The following is a 21,809-nucleotide window of genomic DNA, read 5'->3' on the forward strand; positions in this document are numbered from 1 at the left end:
GGTCATGTTTAATGATACCGTGCTGTCTCTTTTTGGCAGTAGCGTGCAGGATATTCCCGTTTATCTCAAGACCCTGACGACGGTACTGTGCGACACCGCGTTTGCTTTTCTCGCCGCATTTAGCATTTATTTGTTGGTCGGCCTTCAAGAAATTTGGCGGCACGCCGATTATCGGCTTTCTCATTGGCCTGATGCTGGTCTCTCCGGCACTCCCCAATGCCTATGACGTGGCGTATGGACATACCTCGCCGATTTACGTATTGGGTTTTATCCCGCTGGTTGGTTATCAGGGTTCCATTCTCACCGCGCTGATTACCGGTATTATCGGGGCAAAGCTTGAAATCTATTTTCGGCGAATCATGCCGAACGCCATGGATCTGATATTCACTCCGTTCATTGTGATCCTGATTGCTATTGCGATAGCGCTCTTCATTTTAGGTCCACTGGTACACGGGTTTGAACATTATGCGGTGATGGCAATTGAGCAATTCCTTGCCCTGCCCGCTGGAATTGGCGGTCTGTTGATCGGGTTTATTTATCCCATCGCGGTCATGACCGGCATGCATCATATGTTCATTATGAGTGTAGAAAACTAAAAATCGACAAATATCGTCCAGGAGCGCCGTTTTAAGCGGTTGGACAGAACAATCGATAGATGTGGTTTGCGAACTTTGGCGAACTTTACTGATTTAAAATGCCCCATCCATGCCCCATTAATGCCCCAAGACCTCATAGCCTCTTGACACGCCATCGCCACCAGCTATAAATACTGTATATCCAACCAGTTAATCATAGGTGATTATCATGCGTGTAGAAATCAGCATTGCCAAAGAGAAAGCCGGAAAAATGCCAAAGGGGTCAATGCAGGCTCTGAAGGAAGAGATGACCCGACGGATCAGCAAACAGTACGATGATGTTGAAGTGATCGTGAAGACAGCCAGCAATGACGGTCTGAGCGTGCTGTGGGCGACCGATAAGGAAATTGCGAAGGAATTTGTCGAAGAAACCCTCAAAGACGCATGGGAAAGCGCTGATGACTGGTTTATTCGTTGAGTTGGCAGTATAGTGCGCCCCGACTGTACGGCATGAACACCTACAGAAATCCCTAACCCGGTGGCTGCATGCAAGACCTGCCGGGTTAGGGGCCCTTACCGGGGACGTTTCTGGCGCTGGAACTACTTACGGTGACCCCTGGTAAAGACTTAGCGACACGACTTAAAGCGGTATTGAAAGCAATTAAAGTCACAGGCCGACATTCGTATTTCATACGATTCGAATGACTCTGAAACACAAAAATATCCCCTTGATATTTTTCCCGCCTACAGTTGAGAATCTTTTTTATCGGCGGAGTCAATTCAATACGAAGTGCTTTCAGACGCCCACACGCTTGGATTAACATTGAATCCTCGCTGATGTCTTCGTATCGTAGCGTTAACAACCTGCCAGCACTCAGGCGAGTGTGAAAAATCAACACCCACAAATCAGCCCAGGTGTCAGAGATGTTCGCGAGTTGACTATTTATTGCTAAAAATTGCGCGTGCGTTAACATTTTCTCACTGTTCACATTAAAACCAGACTATCTTCAGCTATTCATGTGTGTATTGTCCCAGATGTTAACTTCAGATAACAGTAAGTTAACGTTCGGTTGCTCATCTCTCTCCCCCCATCATACCCATCAGATTCCTAAAAATAGTTTCGCTATGAAATTAGTCGGGTAGCTCACTACACAAAGCGCCAGCATCCGCGATACTATCCATACCCCTGAGATCAAGGGTCTTAAACATGTGGAAATTGGCTTTGCCCCTGTCGGTGCCTGTCAGGGGATTTTTTTCCTCGCCATTCTTACTGAGACCATAACGAAATGCTATGTCTAAGCTATATCCACAACAATGGTTTGGTTGTAGCTTAACTCCGGATATGCATCGGTTGTCCTTTTTGAAATGTTGATGGTGTCATTTCACCCCTTTGTCATCACACCCATGGAGTGGCAAAGGGGCTTTTACCGTTCGGACACCAGAGCACCTCTCCTCCTACCTGTTAAATTTATCTCGATAACCCAAGATTTTTCTTAGAGAATAGGCGGTGCGTAAAAACGCACACAGCAATGATGTTATGCAGTATTTCCCCTTTGGGTGTGCCTGCGCAAAGGGGGCTTTTTATCAAACTGGCGAATCATTACGCGTCAGATCAATTATTGCGCTGGACTGGTTGCGGGAAAATATTTATAAACAGTCTTCGCCCCTACTCCTATCACATCGGCCACCTGTTGCCGGGTTGCTCCGTTCGCAAGCATCCGTCGGCAGCGTTCCACAACATCAGGAGTCATTACACGCCGGCGGCCACCGACTCTCCCCTGTTCCCTCGCAACTGCTAACCCGGCTCGGGTACGCTCAACGATCAGCTCTCTTTCCATTTCCGCCAGGGCGCTCATGACGTGGAAGAAAAAGCGGCCTGCTGGCGTACTGGTATCGATGCTGTCGGTCAGGCTACGAAAGTGAATACCTTTATCCTGCAGCTCTGAGACCAGAGTTATGAGGTCGCGCACACTGCGCCCCAACCGATCCAGCTTCCAGACCACCAGCGAATCACCCGGACGAAGTCGGCGGATTGCGCGTCGTAATCCTGGCCGCTTAGCGTTCTTTCCGCTGGCCGTATCTTCAAAAATCAGCTCACATTCTGCGCGAATCAGTGCGTTTTTCTGTAAATCGAGGTTTTGATCCCCTGTTGAGACCCTGGCATAACCAATCAGCACTGTGTAACTCCCTGAAAATACAGATTGTAAAATGCTGATGTTATTCGTTCAAACCTGGGTTCAGGCGAACTACCAGGAGCACGGATTGTCAGTCTGCTTAAAGGTACTGTTTTTGACGCACTCAGGTTTTGCACGCCAGAGATGATGGAAGCGGCTGGCGATGGTGTTTCTGATGATTCAGACGCAATTCAGGCCGCCTTTAATGAGGCTGCGTCGCGAGCAATTCTGGTAAACGGTTCGTATGCACCACAAGTCGTCTACCTCAACCGCTCATATCGGATCACCAGAACACTCGTTATGGACGGCACAAAGGTTCGCGTTCAGGCGCTGGCGGGCGGCGAGTTGTATTTTGATAACTCAGCAGGAGGGTTTATCAATAATGCTTGTATTACAGTCACAAATAACAATAACGACGCCACTTGCCAGAGCAATAAAATTCCAGTCCAGCCCATGAAACCAGTCATAGGTTTGAGCCAGTCCGGTAAATATCAGGCCGCCTGACGTGCAGTACGAGGCCGCCGAAAAGATTTTGTCAGGCATTTTCATAGTCTCCACCTCCGATTTATCCGGGGTGCTGTGTACGCAAAGGAATAGGCGGCCCTGTTAGCGAGCGCGGGGTTAGGAATCCCATGCTCTTTAACCTGCCCGGATTGGGTTGTGGTGGCCGGTGCTGAACCCGGCACAGTGGGGCGGCGCTTTTTCATAGCAGCCGTCTAAACGGCCTAGGAACTTTCCCCTGCTTATCTCATCCATCCGTTTGCGCATCAGCCTGCGCATTCACCACAACGGAAAGAGCACTGCGGCCGGCATTCACCGTTTTCGGGCAGTCAATGACCTACACCCTAAATGCTCTTACCTGTTGTGTGCTCCGTTTCGTGGAGCTGACGCCGCCGGAATTACACCGGCAGAATCATCACATTGGTATATGGTGCTGATTGACGGAATCGAACCGCCGACATCCTGCTTACAAGGCAGGCGCTCTACCTGCTGAGCCAGATTGCTGATACGAAAAAGCCCAAGGCGTGAACCTCAGGCTTCATTGTTGATATTTTTTATGGCAAAAAAGAATAAAATTTACGTTATTTATATCTATATTAGTGAAAAAATTGAATGTCAGACAGAAAATCTTTAAGGATACTGTAGTACATAATCATCCCTGCCAGAAAGCACGTAAAAAACACAATCACAGTTATCCAGGTTCTCATCTGTTACTTTCTGCCCCTCGGGATGCTCGTGGAGAGCTTCAAACTGCCTGTAAAGGTAGTAATACATCCCCGAGCTTACAGCAAGACAAATGACAAAGAACAGTGCGAACCCTATTTTTTTCACAACACTACCTCTTTACCGTTTTTTGTAAAATAACCGATAAAAGGTAAATGTTTCTTCAACCCTGATCTTCCTCTTGTAAACAGAAAGCAAACAGACAGAAAATCGGCCCATCGAAGGCTCGCGAGCGCTAGCTGACTTCCTGGTTGAAGCGAATCATAGAGAAACGCCCCAACCTGCTGCCGGACTTAAAAACACCCAGAAGTCAGCCTGATGATCACATGTCAGGAAAAAGCCTTTCGGGTGAAGGTGGCATGCATCGATTTTCCTGGCTCCTCCCTGAAAAGCAAAAACCCCGCCGAGGGGGCAGGGCTTCAATGATTGAAATGCTTCAGATACAACTTCGCATGATTAGAAGCATACACGACAACTTCGGACAAAATCAAGCTTTATGTACCGAAAAAGCAAAAAGTTGTCGCCATTGTTTTAAAAGTTGGTCACTTGCTGAAATTCCTTATCAGCATAGCGTTCTTCTTTCCAGCAGATGTCCACCAGCGCATCGCAGAACGGTTTCCAGTTACGAGTCCATGTTCTGACATGCAGGTCTGGTACAAGTGTCAGTATCGCTTTGTAGGCATCCGTAGACGGTATCGTTGAAAAGCCATTCCCGGAACAGCGCTCACAGGTTTTATATACCGGAGCTCCCTGCTCTTTTGTCGCTTTGCGGTCCAGTACCTGGCCGGACCCTCCGCAGCGACAGCGGGCGTTTGTCTTCCCCTTCCCGTCACAGGCTTCACACTTAGCGCTGGCAATGGCTGTTACTTCAGTCCACTTCTCCCAGTCAGACGGGCGAACAGCGCGTGACCTTTTGGCCCAATATGGTGCTTTGCCCCACGGGTATGTGACTTTGCGCTCCGTGATAGTCGTCTGCACCTTCCCGGTACCGCTACATACCCGGCAGGCTCCCGTTGTTTCCGCTGAACGGGAATACTCCGCAAAGGCAAATTGCGCCATAATCAGGCAGCAGCGCCCCAGCGCGGCACCAGCGGCCTTGCGCACGTTCTTTGGTGCTGTATCTATGGCATACCGCGCCAGCGCCTGCACCGCCAGCTGCTCATCGGTCTTACTGATGCCAGCCTTACCGAAGAATGCGGCCAGCCCGAACCGGGCCCGGCTGCTGGTCACCCCGATCCCGGTCATCACATCGGTACCGTTCAGCCTGTCAGGTGAGGTGCCTTTCACGTCGTCGCTGATATGGAACTTCTGGCCTGCATTATGGAAGCGGTAGAAAGCAACTGGATCACGCTCAACATCGAGAAGCAAATCATCGTCTGGCGTTGGTTGATCGCCGCGGTATTCATTACCGAGGAGCGGGAGAAGAACGGGACTGTAGACGTTCCGAACGACGAAGGTGGCGTCGATGAAGCCGTTATCTACTCCGGGGAGCATGGCGCAATCAGCGTCTACCCCGGACCAGAGCGCTTTGCACTCGCTAACCACATTGAGGCAGGCGCCATTGAGAAATACGGCCCCGACCTTGGTCTGCGGCTGGCGCTGCGGATGTATCAGGACATGGTTGTTGCAGACGATGAATGCGGATTCAGGCTGTCCGCTTTGGGCCGGGAGGGCTTCAACATACTGCACGACGGCTTTATCGAGCAAATTCAGACCGAGGGCATGCCAGACATGCCGGTTATGCACTAAGGGAGGAAAGATTGTGAAAATTGAATTTAACGATCAGGGCGCCATTGCGACAGCCACCGTCACCAGCTCGGTATTCGAGTTTCGTCGGCACACCAGAGCTGTCGATGTCGCGTTGCTAATGTCACCGGGTGTTCGGGCTCACAGCAGTGGCTTCTTCATTATGAAAACGGTGATTTCCGGCAAAACGCCACACGTATTGCGTGCGTACGAGATACTTCAATGGGATACAACGCGATGACCAGTGAATTAACCAGAGAATGGCTGCAACATCAAATTTCAGGAATTGAGGTTGCTGGTATTACTAACAGCAACACACTGGCCGCATTCAAGCTGGCGCTGGCCACAATGGATGCATGGAACGCCTGCAGCATCACCACGCTCAGCAGTGCAGGAGCAGCAGAAAACCGCAGGAGTAACGAAAACACTCAGGTGGTACAAATGCAGAGCGGCACTACCCACACTTCGGAACCAGTGCAGAGCGGCAGTGAGTTGGCCGCAGCGCCGGTTAACAATGCCGCCGCCGGTAAACCGTTGACCATTACCCTACCTGATATCAGTTCAAAAGCGTTTTGGAGCGGTTCTGGTAAAGCCGAAGTGTTCCATCCCGAGACGTACCGGCGCTGGGTGAAAGAGGCTATTGAGCGGCATTGCGCGATTTTCGGAATAGGCGTGAGGGTGAAGTAGTGAATTATAGCAAAATGAGTAATGGCGAAATCAGCGTCCTTCTGGCGCGACAACTTAAGCAAAAATACGATGCCTGCATTCATCCCCACGATGCCAATGGCGCGGAGCTATCATGGGCTTGGTTTGGCACTCGGCAGTCTACCGGTTATTTCCCTTTACGCAGATCGGAAGATCTCTTCCCGGTCATGCTGAAGAACCGCATAGGAATCGCGCCAGAAGGTAAAACCGTATGGAAAGCTTTTCATGATTCCGGGTTGCAGGTGAACCATCGTAACCCACTGCGGGCGGCAGCGATTGTTTTTCTTATGCTGATGGATGCTATTGAGGCCAAAGGTAATGAACAGGGAATTTAAGATTTGGTGCCACTGCCGTGGCCTGAAAGTGGTGTGAGGTGGGTATGCAGACGATTATACAGATCGAGCCAAATGAGTGGGTTTCCGAGGATCTGCTGATCGCAGTAACAGGGCTGAAACGCGGAACTATTACCCGCGCGCGTAAAAAGTCCTGGTTGCTGGGAAGGGAGTATAAGCACGTTTCTCCTGAAGGCGACCCGAAGCCCACCAGCGAATGCATGTATAACCGCAAGGCGGTTGATGCTTGGATTGCAGCACAAAAACAACCAATTTGATGATCGGTCGACATGAAACAGGTAAGCTTATACCGCTCCTGGACGTCGGGAGGGAATAATGAGTAAAGCATCATACCCAACGGGCGTTGAGAACCATGGCGGTTCACTCCGTATATGGTTCAACTATAACGGCAAGCGCGTCAGGGAAAATCTCGGTGTTCCTGACACCGCTAAAAACCGCAAGGTTGCCGGGGATCTACGTACTTCAGTCTGTTTCGCTATCCGCATGGGTAGCTTTGACTATGCAGCGCAGTTCCCAAACTCACCCAATCTAAAGACATTTGGGTTGGGTAAAAAAGACATTACCGTGAAAGCTCTTGCTGCTAAATGGCTGGAGCTAAAAGGCATGGAAGTCAGCGCAAACGCATTAAGCCGTTATCAGTCGGTGGTGAGAGTAATACTTCCTCATATTGGCGGTAAAAAACTGATCTCGACGGTAACAAAAGAAAATTTATTGGATGTCAGAAAGGAACTGCTGACAGGTTACTGTGTGCCGCGACCGAGCCGCAAGACTGTGAAAAAGGGAAGATCGGCCCCAACGGTGAATTATTACATGGGAATTATATCTTCTTTTTTTCAGTTTGCTCATGAGAACGGCTACACAGAGGACAACCCTTGCACCAGCATTGGAGCACTAAAGAAAACCAGAGCCAAGCCTGACCCGCTTGGAAGGGATGAATTCTCCCGGTTAATTGACGCCTGCCACCAACAGCAAACCAAAAACCTCTGGTCACTGGCGGTGTATACAGGCGTCAGACATGGCGAGTTAGTTTCTCTGGCTTGGGAAGATGTTGATTTAAAGGCGGGTACCATGGTCGTGAGGCGCAATCTCACGACCATGGGGGATTTTACTTTACCCAAAACAGAGGCCAGTACTGACAGGGTAATCTATCTCACTCAACCTGCGATTGATGTACTGAAAAATCAGGCAGAACTGACGCGGCTTGGAAAGCAGCACCGGATAGAAGTGAAACTACGGGAATATGGCAGAAGCACCCATCATTCCTGCACTTTTATCTTTGTTCCTCAGCCGACGAGGCATCATAACAAACCTGAAGGATATTATGCAGTAGGTTCGCTCGGGCCAAGTTGGACTTCAGCGATGAAAAGAGCGGGGTTACGTTCACGGAAGGCATACCAGTCACGCCATACCTACGCTTGCTGGTCTTTATCCGCTGGAGCAAATCCTACTTTTATCGCCTCGCAAATGGGGCACACAAACGCGCTGATGGTGTACAGGGTTTATGGCGCATGGATGCCGGAGTCCAGCGCTTCGCAGATAGCCATATTAAATCAGTCACTGCGAGAAAATGCCCCAATGGTGCCCCAAAGAGAAAAAGCGACAGCCTAAGACGATTAAAATCAGGTAGTTAAGATTTGGGTTCAATCATATGTTCATTATGATTGAAACATCCCTGATTGCCGGGACCGGCTTTAATCCGCTGATCACCGTTTGCGCCATGTACGGTTTTGCTAATGCCGCCGTGTGCCTGGCGATTTCGTTGAAATCAAAAAATACGGCCTTTAAAACCGCCGGGATCTCGGCCACGGTAACGCAGCTACTGGGGGTGTCTGAGCCAGCGCTGTTCGGAATTGTCATGCAGTCGGGTATCCGCGCGATTGCTGTCATGCTCACCAGTTCAGCATTAGGCGGAATGATACTCTCTCTTTTATCAATCAAAGCTAACTCGTATGGACTGGCGGTACTGCTCTCGCCGCTGATGTATATATACGATAGCTATCAATTCGTGAGCTATATCATCGTGGGTATTGCGGTATTTATCTTTGCATTTATTACCGCCACGCTCTTCGTCAATACAAATAATCCGGTCGCAAAAAAATGAGATAAATAAACCGCGATATATTTAATGTCCTGACTCGTCAACTTAAATAGTTCCACTTTTTAATGGCACCTTCCCCGTGCGCCAGGCGCCCTTGCGCCTTGAATACGGGGAATCCGTACAGGTTATTAATGATGAAAATTTACGCCCTTACCCTTTGTGCGCTGACGTTGCCACTCGCTGCACACAGCGCCGATACGACGCTTAAAGAAATCAGTGCCCGGCTGGAAAAACTAGAAACGGAATTAAAACTGTCGAAAATACAGTTACAGCACGCCGAACAGAAAATTGATAATGCAGAAAAAAGAGCGGCTGCCGCTGAGCATAATGCGATGTTAAGCCGCCAGCAGCTGCAGGCTGTTGAACAAGCAACAGCGGCGGATCGGATATTAAGCAAAAAAACAACCGTCAATACGCCGCCGAATGGTGGCGATAATCACGAGATTAAAATCGGTGGCTATGCGCGCAGCGGCATTTTGACCGGACGACAAGGAACCACCAGTACCATTGGCCCTTCGCTGACGCCGGCCGGCAGCACCGGCGGTAGCGTCGGGCGTCTGGGTAATGAATCGGATAACGGTCTTTACTCCAAAGACAACGACAAGCGCATTAATGACGGACTGGCATCCGATAAAGCGGCATCGCAGGGTTTCAACACGATGCTGGCGTATCACGGCGACAGTTTTTACGGGTTACGTCCCGGCCTGTCTAAAACGGTGCTGCTCTATGGTCAGTCGCTCGGCGCGGAGGTCCGGGGGCCAGGGTCAGATGGCTACCTCATTGATAACGCCTGGACCCTTAAATTTGCCTCCTATGGCATCACCAGCCTGACCGACCGGCTGAGTCTGGCGCCGCTCATCGTTGCCCAAAGCAGCAACAACCGCTATCTGGATTCGGATCATTACGACTGGTTAACCCTGAACGCCCGCCTTATTCAGGAGATGAATCAAAACTTCGCGCTGCAGTATGAGGCCAGCTATCAGTATATGGATATCGACCCGAAAGGGTTTAACGGCAACCGGCCGGTCAGCGGCAGCTATTACAAACTGACCTTTGCGCCCACTTTCAAAATGCACAATGTGACTGACTTTTTTGAGCGCCCGGAAATTCGCTTTTTCGCCACCTGGATGAACTGGGACAAATCGCTGGATAACTACTCCACCAGCGATACCTTTGGCAGCGCAGGCTACCACAGCGGGGGGACCTTAGTTTTCGGCGCGCAGCTTGAAACCTGGTTTTAAGCCCATCCCAGCGCCGCCTTTAGCGTTTGCCAAAGGGGCGCTGTCGTCATAACGCTACCGCGGCTGCGGCTAAATAATCCGTGCAATATCATGGCGATTTATCCGCAGCCCGGCCCGCAAAACCAGAAATCGTGGATCAATTTGTGCACTTGAAAGCCTCACAACTTCAAGGGTATAGATAATGCCCGTATACTAGCCGCTATAATTACAGGACCTGTAGCCGTTTGTCAGGTCTCTTCTTTTGCGCAATGTTAGGGTGTCTTTTATGATTACTATCGACGGTAATGGCGCGGCCGCTTCAGTCGCGTTTCGCACGAGCGAAGTTATCGCCATCTACCCGATTACGCCCAGTTCAACGATGGCGGAACAGGCGGATGCCTGGGCGGGTAACGGGCTGAAAAACGTGTGGGGCGATGTCCCTCGCGTTGTCGAAATGCAGTCGGAAGCCGGGGCGATTGGTGCCGTACACGGCGCGCTGCAGACCGGCGCGCTCTCAACCTCCTTTACTTCATCGCAGGGTTTGCTGCTGATGATCCCAACGCTGTACAAACTGGCCGGTCAGTTGATGCCGTTTGTTCTGCATGTTGCCGCCCGTACCGTCGCCACCCACGCGCTGTCGATATTTGGCGATCATTCCGACGTCATGGCCGTGCGCCAGACCGGTTGCGCCATGCTCTGCGCCAGCAACGTCCAGGAAGCTCAGGACTTTGCGCTGATTTCCCATATCGCCACGCTTAAGAGCCGGGTGCCGTTTATTCATTTCTTCGATGGTTTCCGCACTTCGCATGAAATCAATAAAATCGCCCCGCTGGCGGATGACACGATTCGCAGCCTGCTGCCTCAGGACGAAATTGACGCGCACCGTCTGCGCGCGCTGAACCCGGAACATCCGGTGATCCGCGGCACGTCGGCAAACCCGGATACTTATTTCCAGTCCCGCGAAGCCACAAATCCCTGGTACGACGCGGTCTATGATCACGTTGAAACGGCGATGAATGATTTCGCCGCCGCGACCGGCCGCCAGTACAAACCGTTCGAGTTTTACGGCCATCCGCAGGCAGAACGGGTGATTGTGATTATGGGCTCGGCTATCGGCACCTGTGAAGAGGTGGTAGACGAACTGCTGAGCCGCGGCGAAAAAGTCGGCGTTCTCAAAGTTCGCCTCTATCGTCCCTTCTCGGCCGCCCATCTGCTGGAGGTGCTGCCGGAAAGCGCGCGCGCGATCGCCGTTCTCGACCGCACCAAAGAACCGGGCGCCCATGCCGAGCCGCTGTACCTGGATATCATGACCGCGCTGGCGGAAGCCTTTAACCGCGGCGAACGTGAAACCCTGCCCCGCACCATCGGCGGCCGCTACGGTCTTTCATCCAAAGAGTTCGGCCCGGAGTGCGTGCTGGCTATCTTCAATGAATTACGCGAAGCCCGACCCAAACCGCGGTTCACCGTCGGCATTTACGATGATGTGACCAATCTCTCCCTGCCGCTGGGAGAGAACACCCTGCCGTCAGAAGCCAAACTGGAGGCACTGTTCTACGGCCTCGGCAGCGATGGCAGCGTATCGGCGACGAAAAACAATATCAAAATTATCGGTAATTCCACGCCGTGGTTCTCACAAGGCTATTTTGTCTATGACTCGAAAAAAGCCGGCGGTCTGACCGTGTCGCATCTACGGGTCAGCGAGAAACCGATTCGTTCCTCCTATTTGATCTCGCAGGCCGATTTCGTTGGCTGCCATCAGCTCCAGTTTATCGACAAATATCAAATGGTTGAGCGTTTAAAACCCGGCGGGATCTTCTTGCTCAATACGCCTTACGGCGCCGATGAAGTGTGGTCGCGCCTGCCGCAGGAAGTCCAGGCGACGCTGAATCAGAAAAAAGCGCGCTTTTATATCGTCAACGCCGCGAAGATTGCCCGGGAGTGTAGCCTCGGCGCGCGAATCAATACCGTCATGCAGATGGCATTCTTCCACTTAACGCAAATTCTGCCGGGCGACAGCGCGCTGGCCGAACTGCAGGGAGCTATTGCCAAAAGCTACGGCAGCAAAGGCCAGGATCTGGTTGAACGCAACTGGCAGGCGCTGGCGCTGGCGCGCGAATCGTTGGCTGAGGTGCCGTTGCGCCCGGTCGATGCCTCCAGCCCGAACCGCCCGCCGGTGGTCTCCGACGCCGCACCGGACTTTGTCAAAACCGTCACCGCTGCCATGTTGGCCGGACTCGGCGATGCGCTACCGGTCTCCGCCCTGCCGCCGGATGGCACCTGGCCGATGGGTACCACGCGCTGGGAAAAACGCAACATCGCCGAAGAGATCCCTGTCTGGGAGGAAGAGTTGTGCACCCAGTGTAACCACTGCGTCGCCGCCTGCCCGCATTCGGCGATTCGCGCCAAAGTTGTCCCTCCGCAAGCAATGGACACGGCACCGGCCAGCCTGCACTCCCTGGATGTCAAATCGCGCGATATGCGCGGGCAAAAATATGTGCTGCAGGTGGCGCCGGAAGATTGCACCGGCTGTAACCTGTGTGTGGAAGTGTGTCCGGCAAAAGATCGGCAGAACCCAGAAATCAAGGCCATCAACATGATGTCGCGCCTTGAACATGTGGAAGAAGAGAAAGTGAACTACGACTTTTTCCTCAACCTGCCGGAAATGGACCGCAGCAGTCTGGAGCGTATTGATATTCGCACCTCGCAGTTGATTAGCCCGCTGTTTGAATATTCCGGGGCCTGCTCCGGCTGCGGCGAAACGCCGTATATCAAACTGCTGACCCAGTTGTACGGCGATCGGATGCTGATCGCTAACGCCACCGGCTGCTCGTCGATTTACGGCGGTAATCTGCCATCCACACCGTATACCACCGACGCCAATGGTCGCGGACCGGCGTGGGCGAACTCGCTGTTCGAAGACAACGCCGAATTTGGCCTCGGCTTCCGCTTAACCGTCGACCAGCATCGTCAGCGCGTGATGCGCCTGCTGTCAACGTTTGCCGACAAGTTGCCGCCAGCGTTGAATGACGCGCTGCATGCCGACGCCACGCCGGAGGCGCGCCGTGAACAGGTGGCCGAGCTACGTCAGGTTCTGGCTAATGAAGCTGGCGCGAAGGAGCTCTTAACCGATGCTGATGCGCTGGTTGAGAAATCCATCTGGCTTATCGGCGGCGATGGCTGGGCCTATGACATTGGCTTCGGCGGTCTCGACCACGTCCTGAGCCTGACAGAAAACGTCAACATTCTGGTCCTTGATACACAGTGTTACTCCAATACCGGCGGCCAGGCTTCGAAGGCGACACCGCTCGGCGCGGTCACCAAGTTTGGTGAGCACGGCAAGCGTAAAACGCGTAAGGACCTCGGCGTCAGTATGATGATGTACGGGCATGTTTACGTGGCGCAAATTTCGCTGGGCGCGCAGCTGAACCAGACGGTGAAAGCGATTCAGGAAGCGGAAGCTTATCCTGGGCCGTCGCTGATTATTGCCTACAGCCCGTGTGAAGAGCACGGTTACGACCTGGCACTCAGCCACGATCAGATGCGTCAGCTCACGGCCACCGGCTTCTGGCCGCTGTACCGCTTCGATCCTCGTCGTGCGGATGAAGGCAAACTGCCGCTGGCACTGGACTCTCGCCCACCGTCTGACGCGCTGGCCGAAACGCTGCTTAACGAGCAACGTTTCCGTCGCCTCAATTCCCAGCAGCCCGAGGTCGCGGAGCAGTTGTGGAAGGATGCGGCGGCGGATTTGCAAAAACGCTATGACTTCCTGGCCCAGATGGCCGGCAAAGCGGAGAAACCGGCAACCGAGAGTTAACCGGTCAATTTTCAACATAACCAAAAAAAGCCCGAATATTCATTCGGGCTTGTCATTTTTATCGTCAAAATAATATCATGCGTGAATATAATATGTGACGATCATAATAAAAGCTGACAATAACAAAAGGCATATAGCCCACGCAGAATACACCTGTCGCCTCGCGATGTATAATTTTTATTTGTCATACTTTCGCTTAATGCATTCACAAAAGCTATAAACGTAAAGAAGAATGCTCCCCATCTCGTAAGCCAATATCATTAATCATTTTTATCAATAGGTTAAGATAAAAACAACGTTACATTAAATGCTGGGATTGGTAATTCCCCCGCCATTAGCCACCAATCCTGCGTATTAACCCGACAAGCGAAATAAAATCCAGAGATAATTTTACCTGCCAGCGAAGAGTAAATTATTGTGCGTACTCGATGATGAAAACCGTTTCGCTGAATATAGAGACATGGCTATAATTTATTCCCTCACGCAGAATATTATTCCCACAATCGGTTCTAAAACCAGGACAAAGAGGCTAACGTTTATATAAAGTCACAGCACTTCTGGCGATCAGTTCATCGCCGCTGGCTGGACTGAGCTGAGCTGAGCTGAGCTGAGGAGCAGGCTTGCCAACGATATCAACCAAATCAAAACAATATACCTGGCGTATTAAAACCCTTACCCGATAAATGATATATTACCGCTAAAGCCTGTCGTAAAGGACGCCTGTCATGCAACATCAACCTGTAAAATCATCCCGAATCGCCTCCATCGCCTATGACGAAGTTTCTGGCATCCTCGAAATCCGCTTTCACGACGGTATCACGCTGCGCTATGAGAAGGTGCCCGAGCGCATTTATCGCCATTTTTTGCAGGTGGTGTCTAAAGGGCGTTTTTATGATGGCGTCATCAAAGGGAAATTTACCGAACGCCGGGTAACTCACGCTAAAATGTGACCCGTCAAGGTACATCGCGCCGCCAAATGACGTACACTTTAAGCGGTTACTTAAACAGGAGGTTTTATGGCCAGAATAATTCTTGTACCCATTGATATTTCTGATAAAGAGTTAACACAACGTGTTGTCTGTCATGTTGAGGCGGAAGCGCGTATTGATGATGCCGAAGTACACTTTCTGACCGTGATTCCATCCCTGCCCTATTACGCTTCGCTGGGGATGGCCTATACCACCGAACTCCCGCCGATGGATGAGTTTAAAGCGGAATCAGAAACGCGCCTGAAAGAGATCGTCGCTCAGTTCGCCATTCCTGAAGATCGGGTGCATTTCCATGTTAAGGAAGGTTCGCCGAAGGATAACATTCTGGAGCTGGCGAAAACGCTGCCGGCCGATCTGGTGATTATCGCCTCTCACCGCCCGGATATCACGACCTATCTGCTCGGCTCCAACGCCGCCGCCGTGGTTCGTCATGCCGACTGTTCCGTCCTGGTTGTGCGTTAACCCCTTCAGCCCGCCGCGATGGCGGGCTTTTTATCGCAATCTCTGTCAGGCAAAACTACCTGAAATGTGCTGACATCCCCACCGCGAATCCGTACCATACACGCCACAGACTTAGACTCATCAAGGTCCGACGTCATTAATTGCGATCACCCGCCATGCTGCGAGCAGAGTGCGTGTGCCACACCATGAATTGAGCTATTATTAAATGCTGCAGAATCAAGAAATTAGCAAAAAAGAAAAGTACAACATCGATAAATTGCAAAAGCGCCTGCGCCGTAACGTCGGCGAAGCCATTGCCGATTTCAACATGATCGAAGACGGCGACCGGATTATGGTTTGCCTGTCCGGCGGTAAAGATAGCTACACCATGCTGGAAATCCTGCGCAGCCTGCAGAAAAGCGCGCCGATTTCATTCTCACTGGTCGCGGTCAACCTCGATCAGAAACAGCCGGGTTTCCCCGCGCACATTCTGCCGGAATATCTGGAGCAACTGGGCGTCGAGTATAAAATTGTCGAAGAAAACACCTACGGGATCGTCAAAGAGAAGATTCCTGAAGGCAAAACCACCTGTTCGCTCTGTTCACGCCTGCGTCGCGGTATCCTTTATCGGACCGCAAGCGAACTGGGCGCGACCAAGATTGCCCTCGGCCATCACCGCGACGATATTTTGCAGACGCTGTTCCTGAACATGTTCTACGGCGGCAAAATGAAAGGCATGCCGCCGAAACTGATGAGCGATGACGGTAAACACATCGTGATCCGCCCGCTGGCATACTGCCGTGAAAAAGATATTGAACGTTTTTCACAGGCGAAAGGCTTCCCGATCATCCCGTGCAACCTGTGCGGTTCGCAGCCTAACCTGCAGCGCCAGGTGATTGCCGATATGCTGCGCGACTGGGACAAACGCTATCCAGGCCGTATCGAGACCATGTTCAGCGCCATGCAGAACGTCGTGCCGTCTCATCTGAGCGACATTAACCTGTTTGACTTTAAAGGAATTAACCACAACTCAGCCGTGGTTGACGGCGGCGATTTGGCATTTGACCGGGAAGAGATTCCGCTGCAGCCTGCCACCTGGCAGCCGGAAGACGATGCCGCGCGGTTGGATGAACTGCGTCTGAACGTGGTGGAAGTGAAGTAACCTCACGGCGTCTCAGAGTCACCTCTGAGACGCGCTGTTATCGCTTATTTCAGCAGGCGGACACGGCAGTTTTTGCCTTTGATCTTGCCGTTTTGCAACTGCTTAAAGGCCTTCTGCGCCACGCCCTGGCGAATCGCGACATAGACATGCGCAGGATGGACGTTAATCTTGCCGATATCAGCGCCGTCAAAGCCCATATCGCCGGTCAATGCGCCAAGCACATCGCCAGCGCGCATTTTCGCTTTCTTCCCGCCATCGATACACAGCGTCGCCATCTCTGCGTCAAGCGGTTTGATAGTGCCGTTGGTCGGCGCGTTCACCCAGTTCAGCTTCAGCTGCAGCATTTCGGCCAGGATATTGGCGCGTTGCGCCTCTTCCGGCGCGCAGAGGCTGATAGCCAGACCGCTCTCACCGGCGCGGGCAGTACGGCCGATACGGTGAACGTGGACTTCCGGATCCCAGGCCAGCTCGTAGTTAATCACCAGCTCCAGCGATTTAATATCGAGGCCGCGCGCGGCAACATCGGTGGCGACCAGTACGCGAGAGCTCCCGTTGGCAAAGCGCACCAGCGTCTGATCGCGATCACGTTGTTCAAGATCGCCATGCAGCGACAGCGCGCTCTGCCCTGCGGCATTCAGCGAATCGCAGACCGCCTGACAATCTTTTTTGGTGTTGCAAAACACCACGCAAGAAGCCGGCTGATGCTGGCTGAGCAGCGTTTGCAGCAGCGGGATTTTTCCGCGCTGGGAGGTTTCGAAAAACTGCTGCTCAATTGCCGGCAGCGCGTCGACGGAATCGGTCTCAATGGTTAACGGATTGTTCTGCACCCTCCCGCTGATCGCCGCGATCGCGTCCGGCCAGGTGGCGGAGAACAGCAGTGTCTGACGTTCGGCCGGGGCAAAGCGAATCACCTCATCGATGGCCTCGCTAAAGCCCATATCCAGCATCCGGTCGGCTTCATCCATCACCAGCGTCTGCAGCGCATTCAGCGATACCGTGCCCTTTTGCAGGTGATCCAGCAAACGCCCCGGCGTGGCGACGATGATATGCGGCGCATGCTGGAGCGAATCGCGCTGTGCGCCAAAAGGCTGCCCGCCGCACAGGGTCAAAATTTTAATATTCGCTAAAAAGCGCGCCAGACGACGCAACTCACCCGCGACCTGATCGGCCAGCTCGCGGGTCGGGCACAGTACCAGAGATTGTGTCTGGAACAGGGTCGCATCAACGTGTTGAAGCAGCCCCAGACCAAATGCCGCTGTTTTACCGCTACCGGTTTTGGCCTGAACGCGTACATCTTTACCCGCCAGAATCGCGGGCAAGGCCGCGGCCTGCACAGGGGTCATCGTGAGATAACCCAGCTCATTGAGATTGGCGAGCTGGGCAGCGGGTAAGACGTTCAGTGTTGAAAAAGCGATCACAATTTTTTCTCGAATTAACAGGCACACAAAGGGCAGGCGCGTATCCTCGCAGATCTGCGCCTGCGATGCGACAATTTAATCGGCTCATCATCCTGCGGCGGGTCAGGCAATGGATGCGGCCGCGGCCGGGGGTCGGGTACCGGTGTGGGATCGTTAGGTTCGGGCGAGATGGGGATGGATGTCAGGGGCTGATAGCGCATAGTGGTCCTCCCGGGAATAAGCGGGTATACCCATTAAGCGTAGAAGCTGCTAACCAGAGAGCAAAAAAAAGCCGACTTAACCAAGTCGGCGTCGTACGAATCAATTGTGCTATGCAGTAATTCAAAAAAGGAAGTAAGACAATATGGAGCGCAACGCCCATCGCTTGACGTTGCATTCACCTGCGAGAGAGATATTGCCCCGAATAGGGAGAGGGTTTATTGATTTCGCTCAAACATTCCCGGATTTTCGCGTTACTGACGACGATAAAAAACGATTATTTACAACCATTTACTACGATGTAACCACCATGTAACACCGCCAATGAGAACGACTAACATTATGCAGAAAATAGAAAAACCTAAATGCCACGCATTGCCAGGGATCCCGCCCAGGTTGACGCCAAACAGACCGGTCAAAAAGGTGCTGGGCAGAAACACCATCGCCATCAGCGACATCGTATAGGTACGCCGCGATAGCGCCTCCTGCATAATCTGGGCGATCTCATCGCTCATAATCGCCGTACGGGAAATACAGCTGTCAATCTCATCCAGGCCCCGCCCCAGCCGGTCAGCAATATCCTGCATTCTCCGACGGTGATCGTCATTCATCCACGGCAGGCGCTCGCTGGCAAGACGGGAATAAACATCGCGCTGCGGAGACATATAGCGGCGCATCACTATCAGCTGTTTGCGCAGCAGCGCCAGAAAGCCACGCGGCGGCACCTGCTGATCCAACAGATTATCTTCAAGGTCGATAATCCGGTCATGCAACTGCTCGATAAATTCGCTGGCATGGTCGGTCAGCGCATCGCAAATATCCACCAGCCAGCCGCCGCAGTCCACCGGCCCGGTCCCCTCACGCAGATCGCCGAGCACATCATCCAGCGCCAGCACGCGACGCTGGCGGGTGGAGACGATTAAGCGCTCGTCCATATACAGGCGCATTGCCACCAGCTGGTCCGGCCGCTCATCGGTACTGCCGTTGATGCAACGCAGCGTAATTAACGTCCCGTCCCCCACCCGGCTGACCCGAGGCCGTGTACTTTCGCCGGCTAAAGCATCGCGGACGCTGTTAGGTAACAGCGGCGTCGATGCCAGCCATTCGGCGCTATCGGCGTGGGTATAATTCAGATGCAACCAACAGGGGTGATCCTTATCAATAGCGTCAGTGTCAGTCAGCGGCTTCACTCCGCCCTGCCCGTCGAATTGCCATGCAAAAACCGCATCCGGCACGTTCAATTCCGATCCCTTAATGGCGTCCACCAGACCTCCGTCAGTTAGTGCTTATTTTTGCTAGTCTAGCCTGACACATCGGTTAATCAAGGGGTAAAGTCAGCAGGGTGCTGAATTCGCTGATGAAAATCGGAGGGGAAAATGAATAAAAAAAGAACCCGCCGGCGGCGGGTTATGAGTGCGTTTCACAAGAGTACGTCCAGCCCGCTGAATGAACCACCGCCAGAATGAGTACCGGCGGGACGGCAGGCCAGCAGGAGCCGTTCATTTTTTCTCTTCTGCGTACTGACGCGCGTTGTCGTGCAAATTTGTACACATGCTTTATCTCCTTCATTGTTATGAGCAGGAATAAGCGTAGACAGGCGTTGCCGTTTTGCAAGCCGCCCCTTAAAAAAGTTTCACCATCGCGCGTATATTGACTGGCAACAAGGTCGTCGCATGGTGGTCAGCAGCCCGTTGTGTTGCGCCACCCGAACGAGCAGTGCCTCTGCTCCTCTCCTGAACAAAGTGCAGAAAGATTTCTTTTCCTGCAAAATGCAGTATTATGCAAGTTATTGCAGCATTTTGCAGGATTTCATCACCATGCATAAAACCGCCAGACAAAAGTACCTGGTTGATCTTATTAGTGAGAATGGGCAAGTCAGCATCAGCGAGCTGGTAGAAAAGCTGCAGGTTTCCGCAGACACTCTGCGTCGCGATCTGGCCGATCTTGAAAAGCAGGGGCTGGCGCAGAAGAACCACGGCGGCGCAATCGCACTCGATATTTCTGCGATGAACCGCCAGGGCAGGAATGCCCTGTTACCGCAGACTAAACAACGTTTAGGGCGTATGGTTGCCAGCAAAATACCCGCCGGTTCGACCCTCTTTTTGGATGCCGGCAGTACTGTTCTGGCCGTCGCTACCCAGATTCAAGGCCCGATGACGGTCATCACCCCTTCATTAGATATTGCCGCGCATTTCAGCACCCGCCCGGATATCCAACTGATCGTGCTGGGGGGAACATGGGATGTGCGACAGCGGCTGTTTGCCGGTAGCGCCACCCTGGCATTGTTGACGCGCTATCGCGCCGATATCGCAATCCTTGGCGCCTGCGCCATCCATGCGCAATTCGGTTTAAGCGCCAGCCAGGAGGCCGATGCGGAAATCAAACGCGCGATGCTGGCGGCAAGTACCGCGCACTGGCTGGTCGCCGATCATCTAAAGTTGAACCACTGTGAGCCACATCTGGTGGCCGAATTAACAGACATACATCAGTTATTTTTAGACAAGCCCTGGGAAGAGCTCGGGGATACTAGCGCGCTGCAGGTCAACATTGCTGACGCTCAATAACGTGGAGAGGGTAATGAATAAAGTCATCGCTGGTGAAGGTAAAAACATGAATATTGCGCTGATCGGCTATGGGTTCGTCGGCAAAACGTTTCACGCCCCGCTGATTCAGTCAGTGGAAGGACTCACGCTGGCAGTCGTTGCGTCCGGTGACGAAGAGAAGGTGAAGCGCGACCTGCCGGATGTCACCGTCATCGGATCGCCAGAACAGGCCGTTCAACACCCGGACATTGATCTGGTGGTGATCGCCTCCCCCAACGCCACGCATGCCCCGTTAGCCAAACTGGCGCTGAATGCCGGGAAACATGTGGTAGTGGATAAACCGTTTACGCTGGATATGCAGGAAGCCCGCGAACTGATTGCGCTGGCACAAGAGAAACATCTGCTGCTTTCGGTCTTCCACAACCGCCGCTGGGACAGCGATTTCCTCGGCATTAAACAGGTTATCGAACAAGGTCTTATCGGCAACGTTAAGCACTTTGAGTCGCATTTTGACCGCTTCCGTCCGGAAGTTCGCGTGCGCTGGAGAGAACAAAATGTCCCCGGCAGCGGATTATGGTTCGATTTGGGGCCGCATCTGATCGACCAGGCTTTACAGCTGTTCGGCCTGCCGCAGTCGGTACAGGGCAATATCGCCACCCTGCGCCAGGGGGCCGAGATTAATGACTGGGCGCATGTCGTCTTAAACTACCCGCAGCATAAGGTGATTTTACACTGCAGCATGCTGGTGGCCGGTGGCGTATCGCGCTTTACCGTCCACGGAGATCAAGGCAGCGTCGTTAAGCGGCGAGCCGACCAGCAGGAAAGCCAGTTGCTGGCCGGGGTGGTTCCAGGCAGCGAAAGCTGGGGGCATGATGACGACAACCTGGTGGTGTTTGATGCCAGCTCACAGCCGCGCGAAATCCCCACCCCACAGGGCGATCAGCGTCAGTACTATATTAACGTGCGCGATGCGTTAACCGGCAAGATCGAGAATCCGGTCCAGCCGCTTCAGGCGCTGGCGGTAATGGCAGTATTAGAAGCGGCGGTACAGTCGGCGGAATCGGGTACGCTGCAAAACGTTGCACTGACCGCAGATGAGCTGGCAGCATTGCAATAATTATCGCTCCCCCATGACCGGTGGTTTTCCGC

The 21,809-nt window shown here is 52.7% G+C and carries 23 protein-coding genes and 1 tRNA gene; 17 read left to right on the plus strand and 7 right to left on the minus strand.

Annotated features, from left to right (window positions below; genetic code table 11):
• The 3 genes from ACZAHD_RS09395 to ACZAHD_RS09405 all read left to right on the plus strand — a co-directional run.
• On the plus strand, positions 1-226 hold a 226-nt coding region (locus ACZAHD_RS09395; RefSeq protein WP_462456554.1), incomplete at its 5' end, for a hypothetical protein.
• On the plus strand, positions 183-596 hold the full coding sequence (locus ACZAHD_RS09400; RefSeq protein WP_462456551.1) for a PTS transporter subunit EIIC: 414 nt from the start codon (positions 183-185) through the stop codon (positions 594-596). The genes ACZAHD_RS09395 and ACZAHD_RS09400, both read left to right, overlap by 44 nt.
• A 208-nt stretch (positions 597-804) precedes the next feature.
• Positions 805-1,053, plus strand: coding sequence for a DinI-like family protein (locus tag ACZAHD_RS09405; protein WP_259073061.1), 249 nt, complete (start codon positions 805-807; stop codon positions 1,051-1,053).
• Positions 1,054-2,191: 1,138 nt separating this feature from the next.
• Here the strand turns inward: ACZAHD_RS09405 and ACZAHD_RS09410 are convergent.
• The 4 genes from ACZAHD_RS09410 to ACZAHD_RS09425 form a co-directional block, all read right to left on the minus strand.
• On the minus strand, positions 2,192-2,752 hold the full coding sequence (locus tag ACZAHD_RS09410; protein WP_462456521.1) for a recombinase family protein: 561 nt from the start codon (positions 2,750-2,752) through the stop codon (positions 2,192-2,194).
• Between the two features lie 357 nt (positions 2,753-3,109).
• A complete protein-coding gene (locus tag ACZAHD_RS09415) occupies positions 3,110-3,298 on the minus strand; it encodes a phage holin (RefSeq protein WP_462456522.1) in 189 nt (62 codons plus the stop codon).
• 380 nt (positions 3,299-3,678) lie between these two features.
• Positions 3,679-3,746, minus strand: a tRNA-Thr gene (locus ACZAHD_RS09420).
• Between the two features lie 758 nt (positions 3,747-4,504).
• The gene (locus ACZAHD_RS09425; protein ID WP_462456523.1) at positions 4,505-5,260 is read right to left on the minus strand and encodes an antitermination protein; all 756 of its coding nucleotides are present in this window, start codon (positions 5,258-5,260) and stop codon (positions 4,505-4,507) included.
• Between the two features lie 12 nt (positions 5,261-5,272).
• Between ACZAHD_RS09425 and ACZAHD_RS09430 the strand changes: the two genes are divergently transcribed.
• From ACZAHD_RS09430 to ttcA, 12 genes are all read left to right on the plus strand, one after another.
• Positions 5,273-5,722, plus strand: coding sequence for a hypothetical protein (locus tag ACZAHD_RS09430; protein ID WP_462456524.1), 450 nt, complete (start codon positions 5,273-5,275; stop codon positions 5,720-5,722).
• Positions 5,723-5,735: 13 nt separating this feature from the next.
• Positions 5,736-5,960 carry a hypothetical protein gene (locus ACZAHD_RS09435; protein WP_462456525.1) on the plus strand — a complete coding sequence of 75 codons (225 nt, stop codon included), beginning with the start codon at positions 5,736-5,738 and terminating at the stop codon, positions 5,958-5,960.
• Entirely contained in the window at positions 5,957-6,406 is a 450-nt protein-coding gene (locus tag ACZAHD_RS09440; protein ID WP_462456526.1) for a hypothetical protein, read from the plus strand. The genes ACZAHD_RS09435 and ACZAHD_RS09440 overlap by 4 nt, the downstream gene beginning before the upstream one ends.
• Entirely contained in the window at positions 6,406-6,759 is a 354-nt protein-coding gene (locus ACZAHD_RS09445; protein ID WP_462456527.1) for a hypothetical protein, read from the plus strand. Before ACZAHD_RS09440 ends, ACZAHD_RS09445 begins: the two co-directional genes overlap by 1 nt.
• Before the next feature lie 44 nt (positions 6,760-6,803).
• Complete coding sequence (locus ACZAHD_RS09450; protein ID WP_462456528.1) at positions 6,804-7,034, plus strand: excisionase family protein; 231 nt, start codon at positions 6,804-6,806, stop codon at positions 7,032-7,034.
• Positions 7,035-7,092: 58 nt separating this feature from the next.
• Positions 7,093-8,385, plus strand: coding sequence for a tyrosine-type recombinase/integrase (locus ACZAHD_RS09455; RefSeq protein ID WP_462456529.1), 1,293 nt, complete (start codon positions 7,093-7,095; stop codon positions 8,383-8,385).
• Positions 8,386-8,434: 49 nt separating this feature from the next.
• A complete protein-coding gene (locus ACZAHD_RS09460; RefSeq protein WP_462456530.1) occupies positions 8,435-8,878 on the plus strand; it encodes a hypothetical protein in 444 nt (147 codons plus the stop codon).
• 128 nt (positions 8,879-9,006) lie between these two features.
• Positions 9,007-10,116, plus strand: a complete 1,110-nt coding sequence (locus ACZAHD_RS09465) for a carbohydrate porin (RefSeq protein ID WP_462456531.1) — start codon at positions 9,007-9,009, stop codon at positions 10,114-10,116.
• Positions 10,117-10,381: 265 nt separating this feature from the next.
• Positions 10,382-13,909: a pyruvate:ferredoxin (flavodoxin) oxidoreductase gene (gene nifJ, locus ACZAHD_RS09470; RefSeq protein ID WP_462456532.1), complete on the plus strand. Its 3,528-nt coding sequence runs from the start codon at positions 10,382-10,384 to the stop codon at positions 13,907-13,909.
• A 725-nt stretch (positions 13,910-14,634) separates the two neighbouring features.
• Positions 14,635-14,859 (plus strand): KTSC domain-containing protein, encoded by a 225-nt coding sequence (locus tag ACZAHD_RS09475; RefSeq protein ID WP_462456533.1) that lies wholly within the window; start codon positions 14,635-14,637, stop codon positions 14,857-14,859.
• Between the two features lie 66 nt (positions 14,860-14,925).
• Positions 14,926-15,360, plus strand: a complete 435-nt coding sequence (gene uspF, locus ACZAHD_RS09480; protein ID WP_032687993.1) for a universal stress protein UspF — start codon at positions 14,926-14,928, stop codon at positions 15,358-15,360.
• Positions 15,361-15,565: 205 nt separating this feature from the next.
• On the plus strand, positions 15,566-16,501 hold the full coding sequence (gene ttcA / locus ACZAHD_RS09485) for a tRNA 2-thiocytidine(32) synthetase TtcA (protein ID WP_462456534.1): 936 nt from the start codon (positions 15,566-15,568) through the stop codon (positions 16,499-16,501).
• 44 nt (positions 16,502-16,545) lie between these two features.
• On the opposite strand, the gene dbpA is transcribed toward ttcA, so the two are convergent.
• The 3 genes from dbpA to zntB form a co-directional block, all read right to left on the minus strand.
• A complete protein-coding gene (gene dbpA, locus ACZAHD_RS09490; RefSeq protein ID WP_462456535.1) occupies positions 16,546-17,919 on the minus strand; it encodes an ATP-dependent RNA helicase DbpA in 1,374 nt (457 codons plus the stop codon).
• Between the two features lie 14 nt (positions 17,920-17,933).
• Positions 17,934-18,119 (minus strand): proline-rich small protein YnaL, encoded by a 186-nt coding sequence (gene ynaL, locus ACZAHD_RS09495; protein ID WP_462456536.1) that lies wholly within the window; start codon positions 18,117-18,119, stop codon positions 17,934-17,936.
• A gap of 279 nt (positions 18,120-18,398) precedes the next feature.
• A complete protein-coding gene (gene zntB, locus ACZAHD_RS09500; RefSeq protein ID WP_462456537.1) occupies positions 18,399-19,382 on the minus strand; it encodes a zinc transporter ZntB in 984 nt (327 codons plus the stop codon).
• A 552-nt stretch (positions 19,383-19,934) separates the two neighbouring features.
• Here zntB and ACZAHD_RS09505 point away from each other — a divergent pair.
• Positions 19,935-20,681 (plus strand): DeoR/GlpR family DNA-binding transcription regulator, encoded by a 747-nt coding sequence (locus ACZAHD_RS09505; protein ID WP_462456552.1) that lies wholly within the window; start codon positions 19,935-19,937, stop codon positions 20,679-20,681.
• A gap of 13 nt (positions 20,682-20,694) precedes the next feature.
• Positions 20,695-21,777 carry an oxidoreductase gene (locus ACZAHD_RS09510; RefSeq protein WP_462456538.1) on the plus strand — a complete coding sequence of 361 codons (1,083 nt, stop codon included), beginning with the start codon at positions 20,695-20,697 and terminating at the stop codon, positions 21,775-21,777.
• The last annotated feature ends 32 nt before the right edge of the window (positions 21,778-21,809 follow it).

This window comes from Raoultella sp., from assembly GCF_039594335.1.
Lineage (GTDB): Bacteria > Pseudomonadota > Gammaproteobacteria > Enterobacterales > Enterobacteriaceae > Klebsiella.

Excerpts from the sequence above, each read along its gene's own strand:
- ACZAHD_RS09505 (WP_462456552.1), top strand. The coding sequence starts at position 19,935 with ATGCATAAAACCGCCAGACAAAAGTACCTGGTTGATCTTATTAGTGAG.
- ynaL (WP_462456536.1), bottom strand. The coding sequence starts at position 18,119 with ATGCGCTATCAGCCCCTGACATCCATCCCCATCTCGCCCGAACCTAAC.
- ACZAHD_RS09430 (WP_462456524.1), top strand. The coding sequence starts at position 5,273 with ATGGAACTTCTGGCCTGCATTATGGAAGCGGTAGAAAGCAACTGGATC.
- uspF (WP_032687993.1), top strand. The coding sequence starts at position 14,926 with ATGGCCAGAATAATTCTTGTACCCATTGATATTTCTGATAAAGAGTTA.
- ACZAHD_RS09465 (WP_462456531.1), top strand. The coding sequence starts at position 9,007 with ATGATGAAAATTTACGCCCTTACCCTTTGTGCGCTGACGTTGCCACTC.
- ACZAHD_RS09475 (WP_462456533.1), top strand. The coding sequence starts at position 14,635 with ATGCAACATCAACCTGTAAAATCATCCCGAATCGCCTCCATCGCCTAT.
- ACZAHD_RS09415 (WP_462456522.1), bottom strand. The coding sequence starts at position 3,298 with ATGAAAATGCCTGACAAAATCTTTTCGGCGGCCTCGTACTGCACGTCA.
- nifJ (WP_462456532.1), top strand. The coding sequence starts at position 10,382 with ATGATTACTATCGACGGTAATGGCGCGGCCGCTTCAGTCGCGTTTCGC.
- ACZAHD_RS09450 (WP_462456528.1), top strand. The coding sequence starts at position 6,804 with ATGCAGACGATTATACAGATCGAGCCAAATGAGTGGGTTTCCGAGGAT.
- ACZAHD_RS09460 (WP_462456530.1), top strand. The coding sequence starts at position 8,435 with ATGATTGAAACATCCCTGATTGCCGGGACCGGCTTTAATCCGCTGATC.
- ACZAHD_RS09440 (WP_462456526.1), top strand. The coding sequence starts at position 5,957 with ATGACCAGTGAATTAACCAGAGAATGGCTGCAACATCAAATTTCAGGA.
- ACZAHD_RS09510 (WP_462456538.1), top strand. The coding sequence starts at position 20,695 with ATGAATAAAGTCATCGCTGGTGAAGGTAAAAACATGAATATTGCGCTG.
- ttcA (WP_462456534.1), top strand. The coding sequence starts at position 15,566 with ATGCTGCAGAATCAAGAAATTAGCAAAAAAGAAAAGTACAACATCGAT.
- ACZAHD_RS09405 (WP_259073061.1), top strand. The coding sequence starts at position 805 with ATGCGTGTAGAAATCAGCATTGCCAAAGAGAAAGCCGGAAAAATGCCA.
- ACZAHD_RS09455 (WP_462456529.1), top strand. The coding sequence starts at position 7,093 with ATGAGTAAAGCATCATACCCAACGGGCGTTGAGAACCATGGCGGTTCA.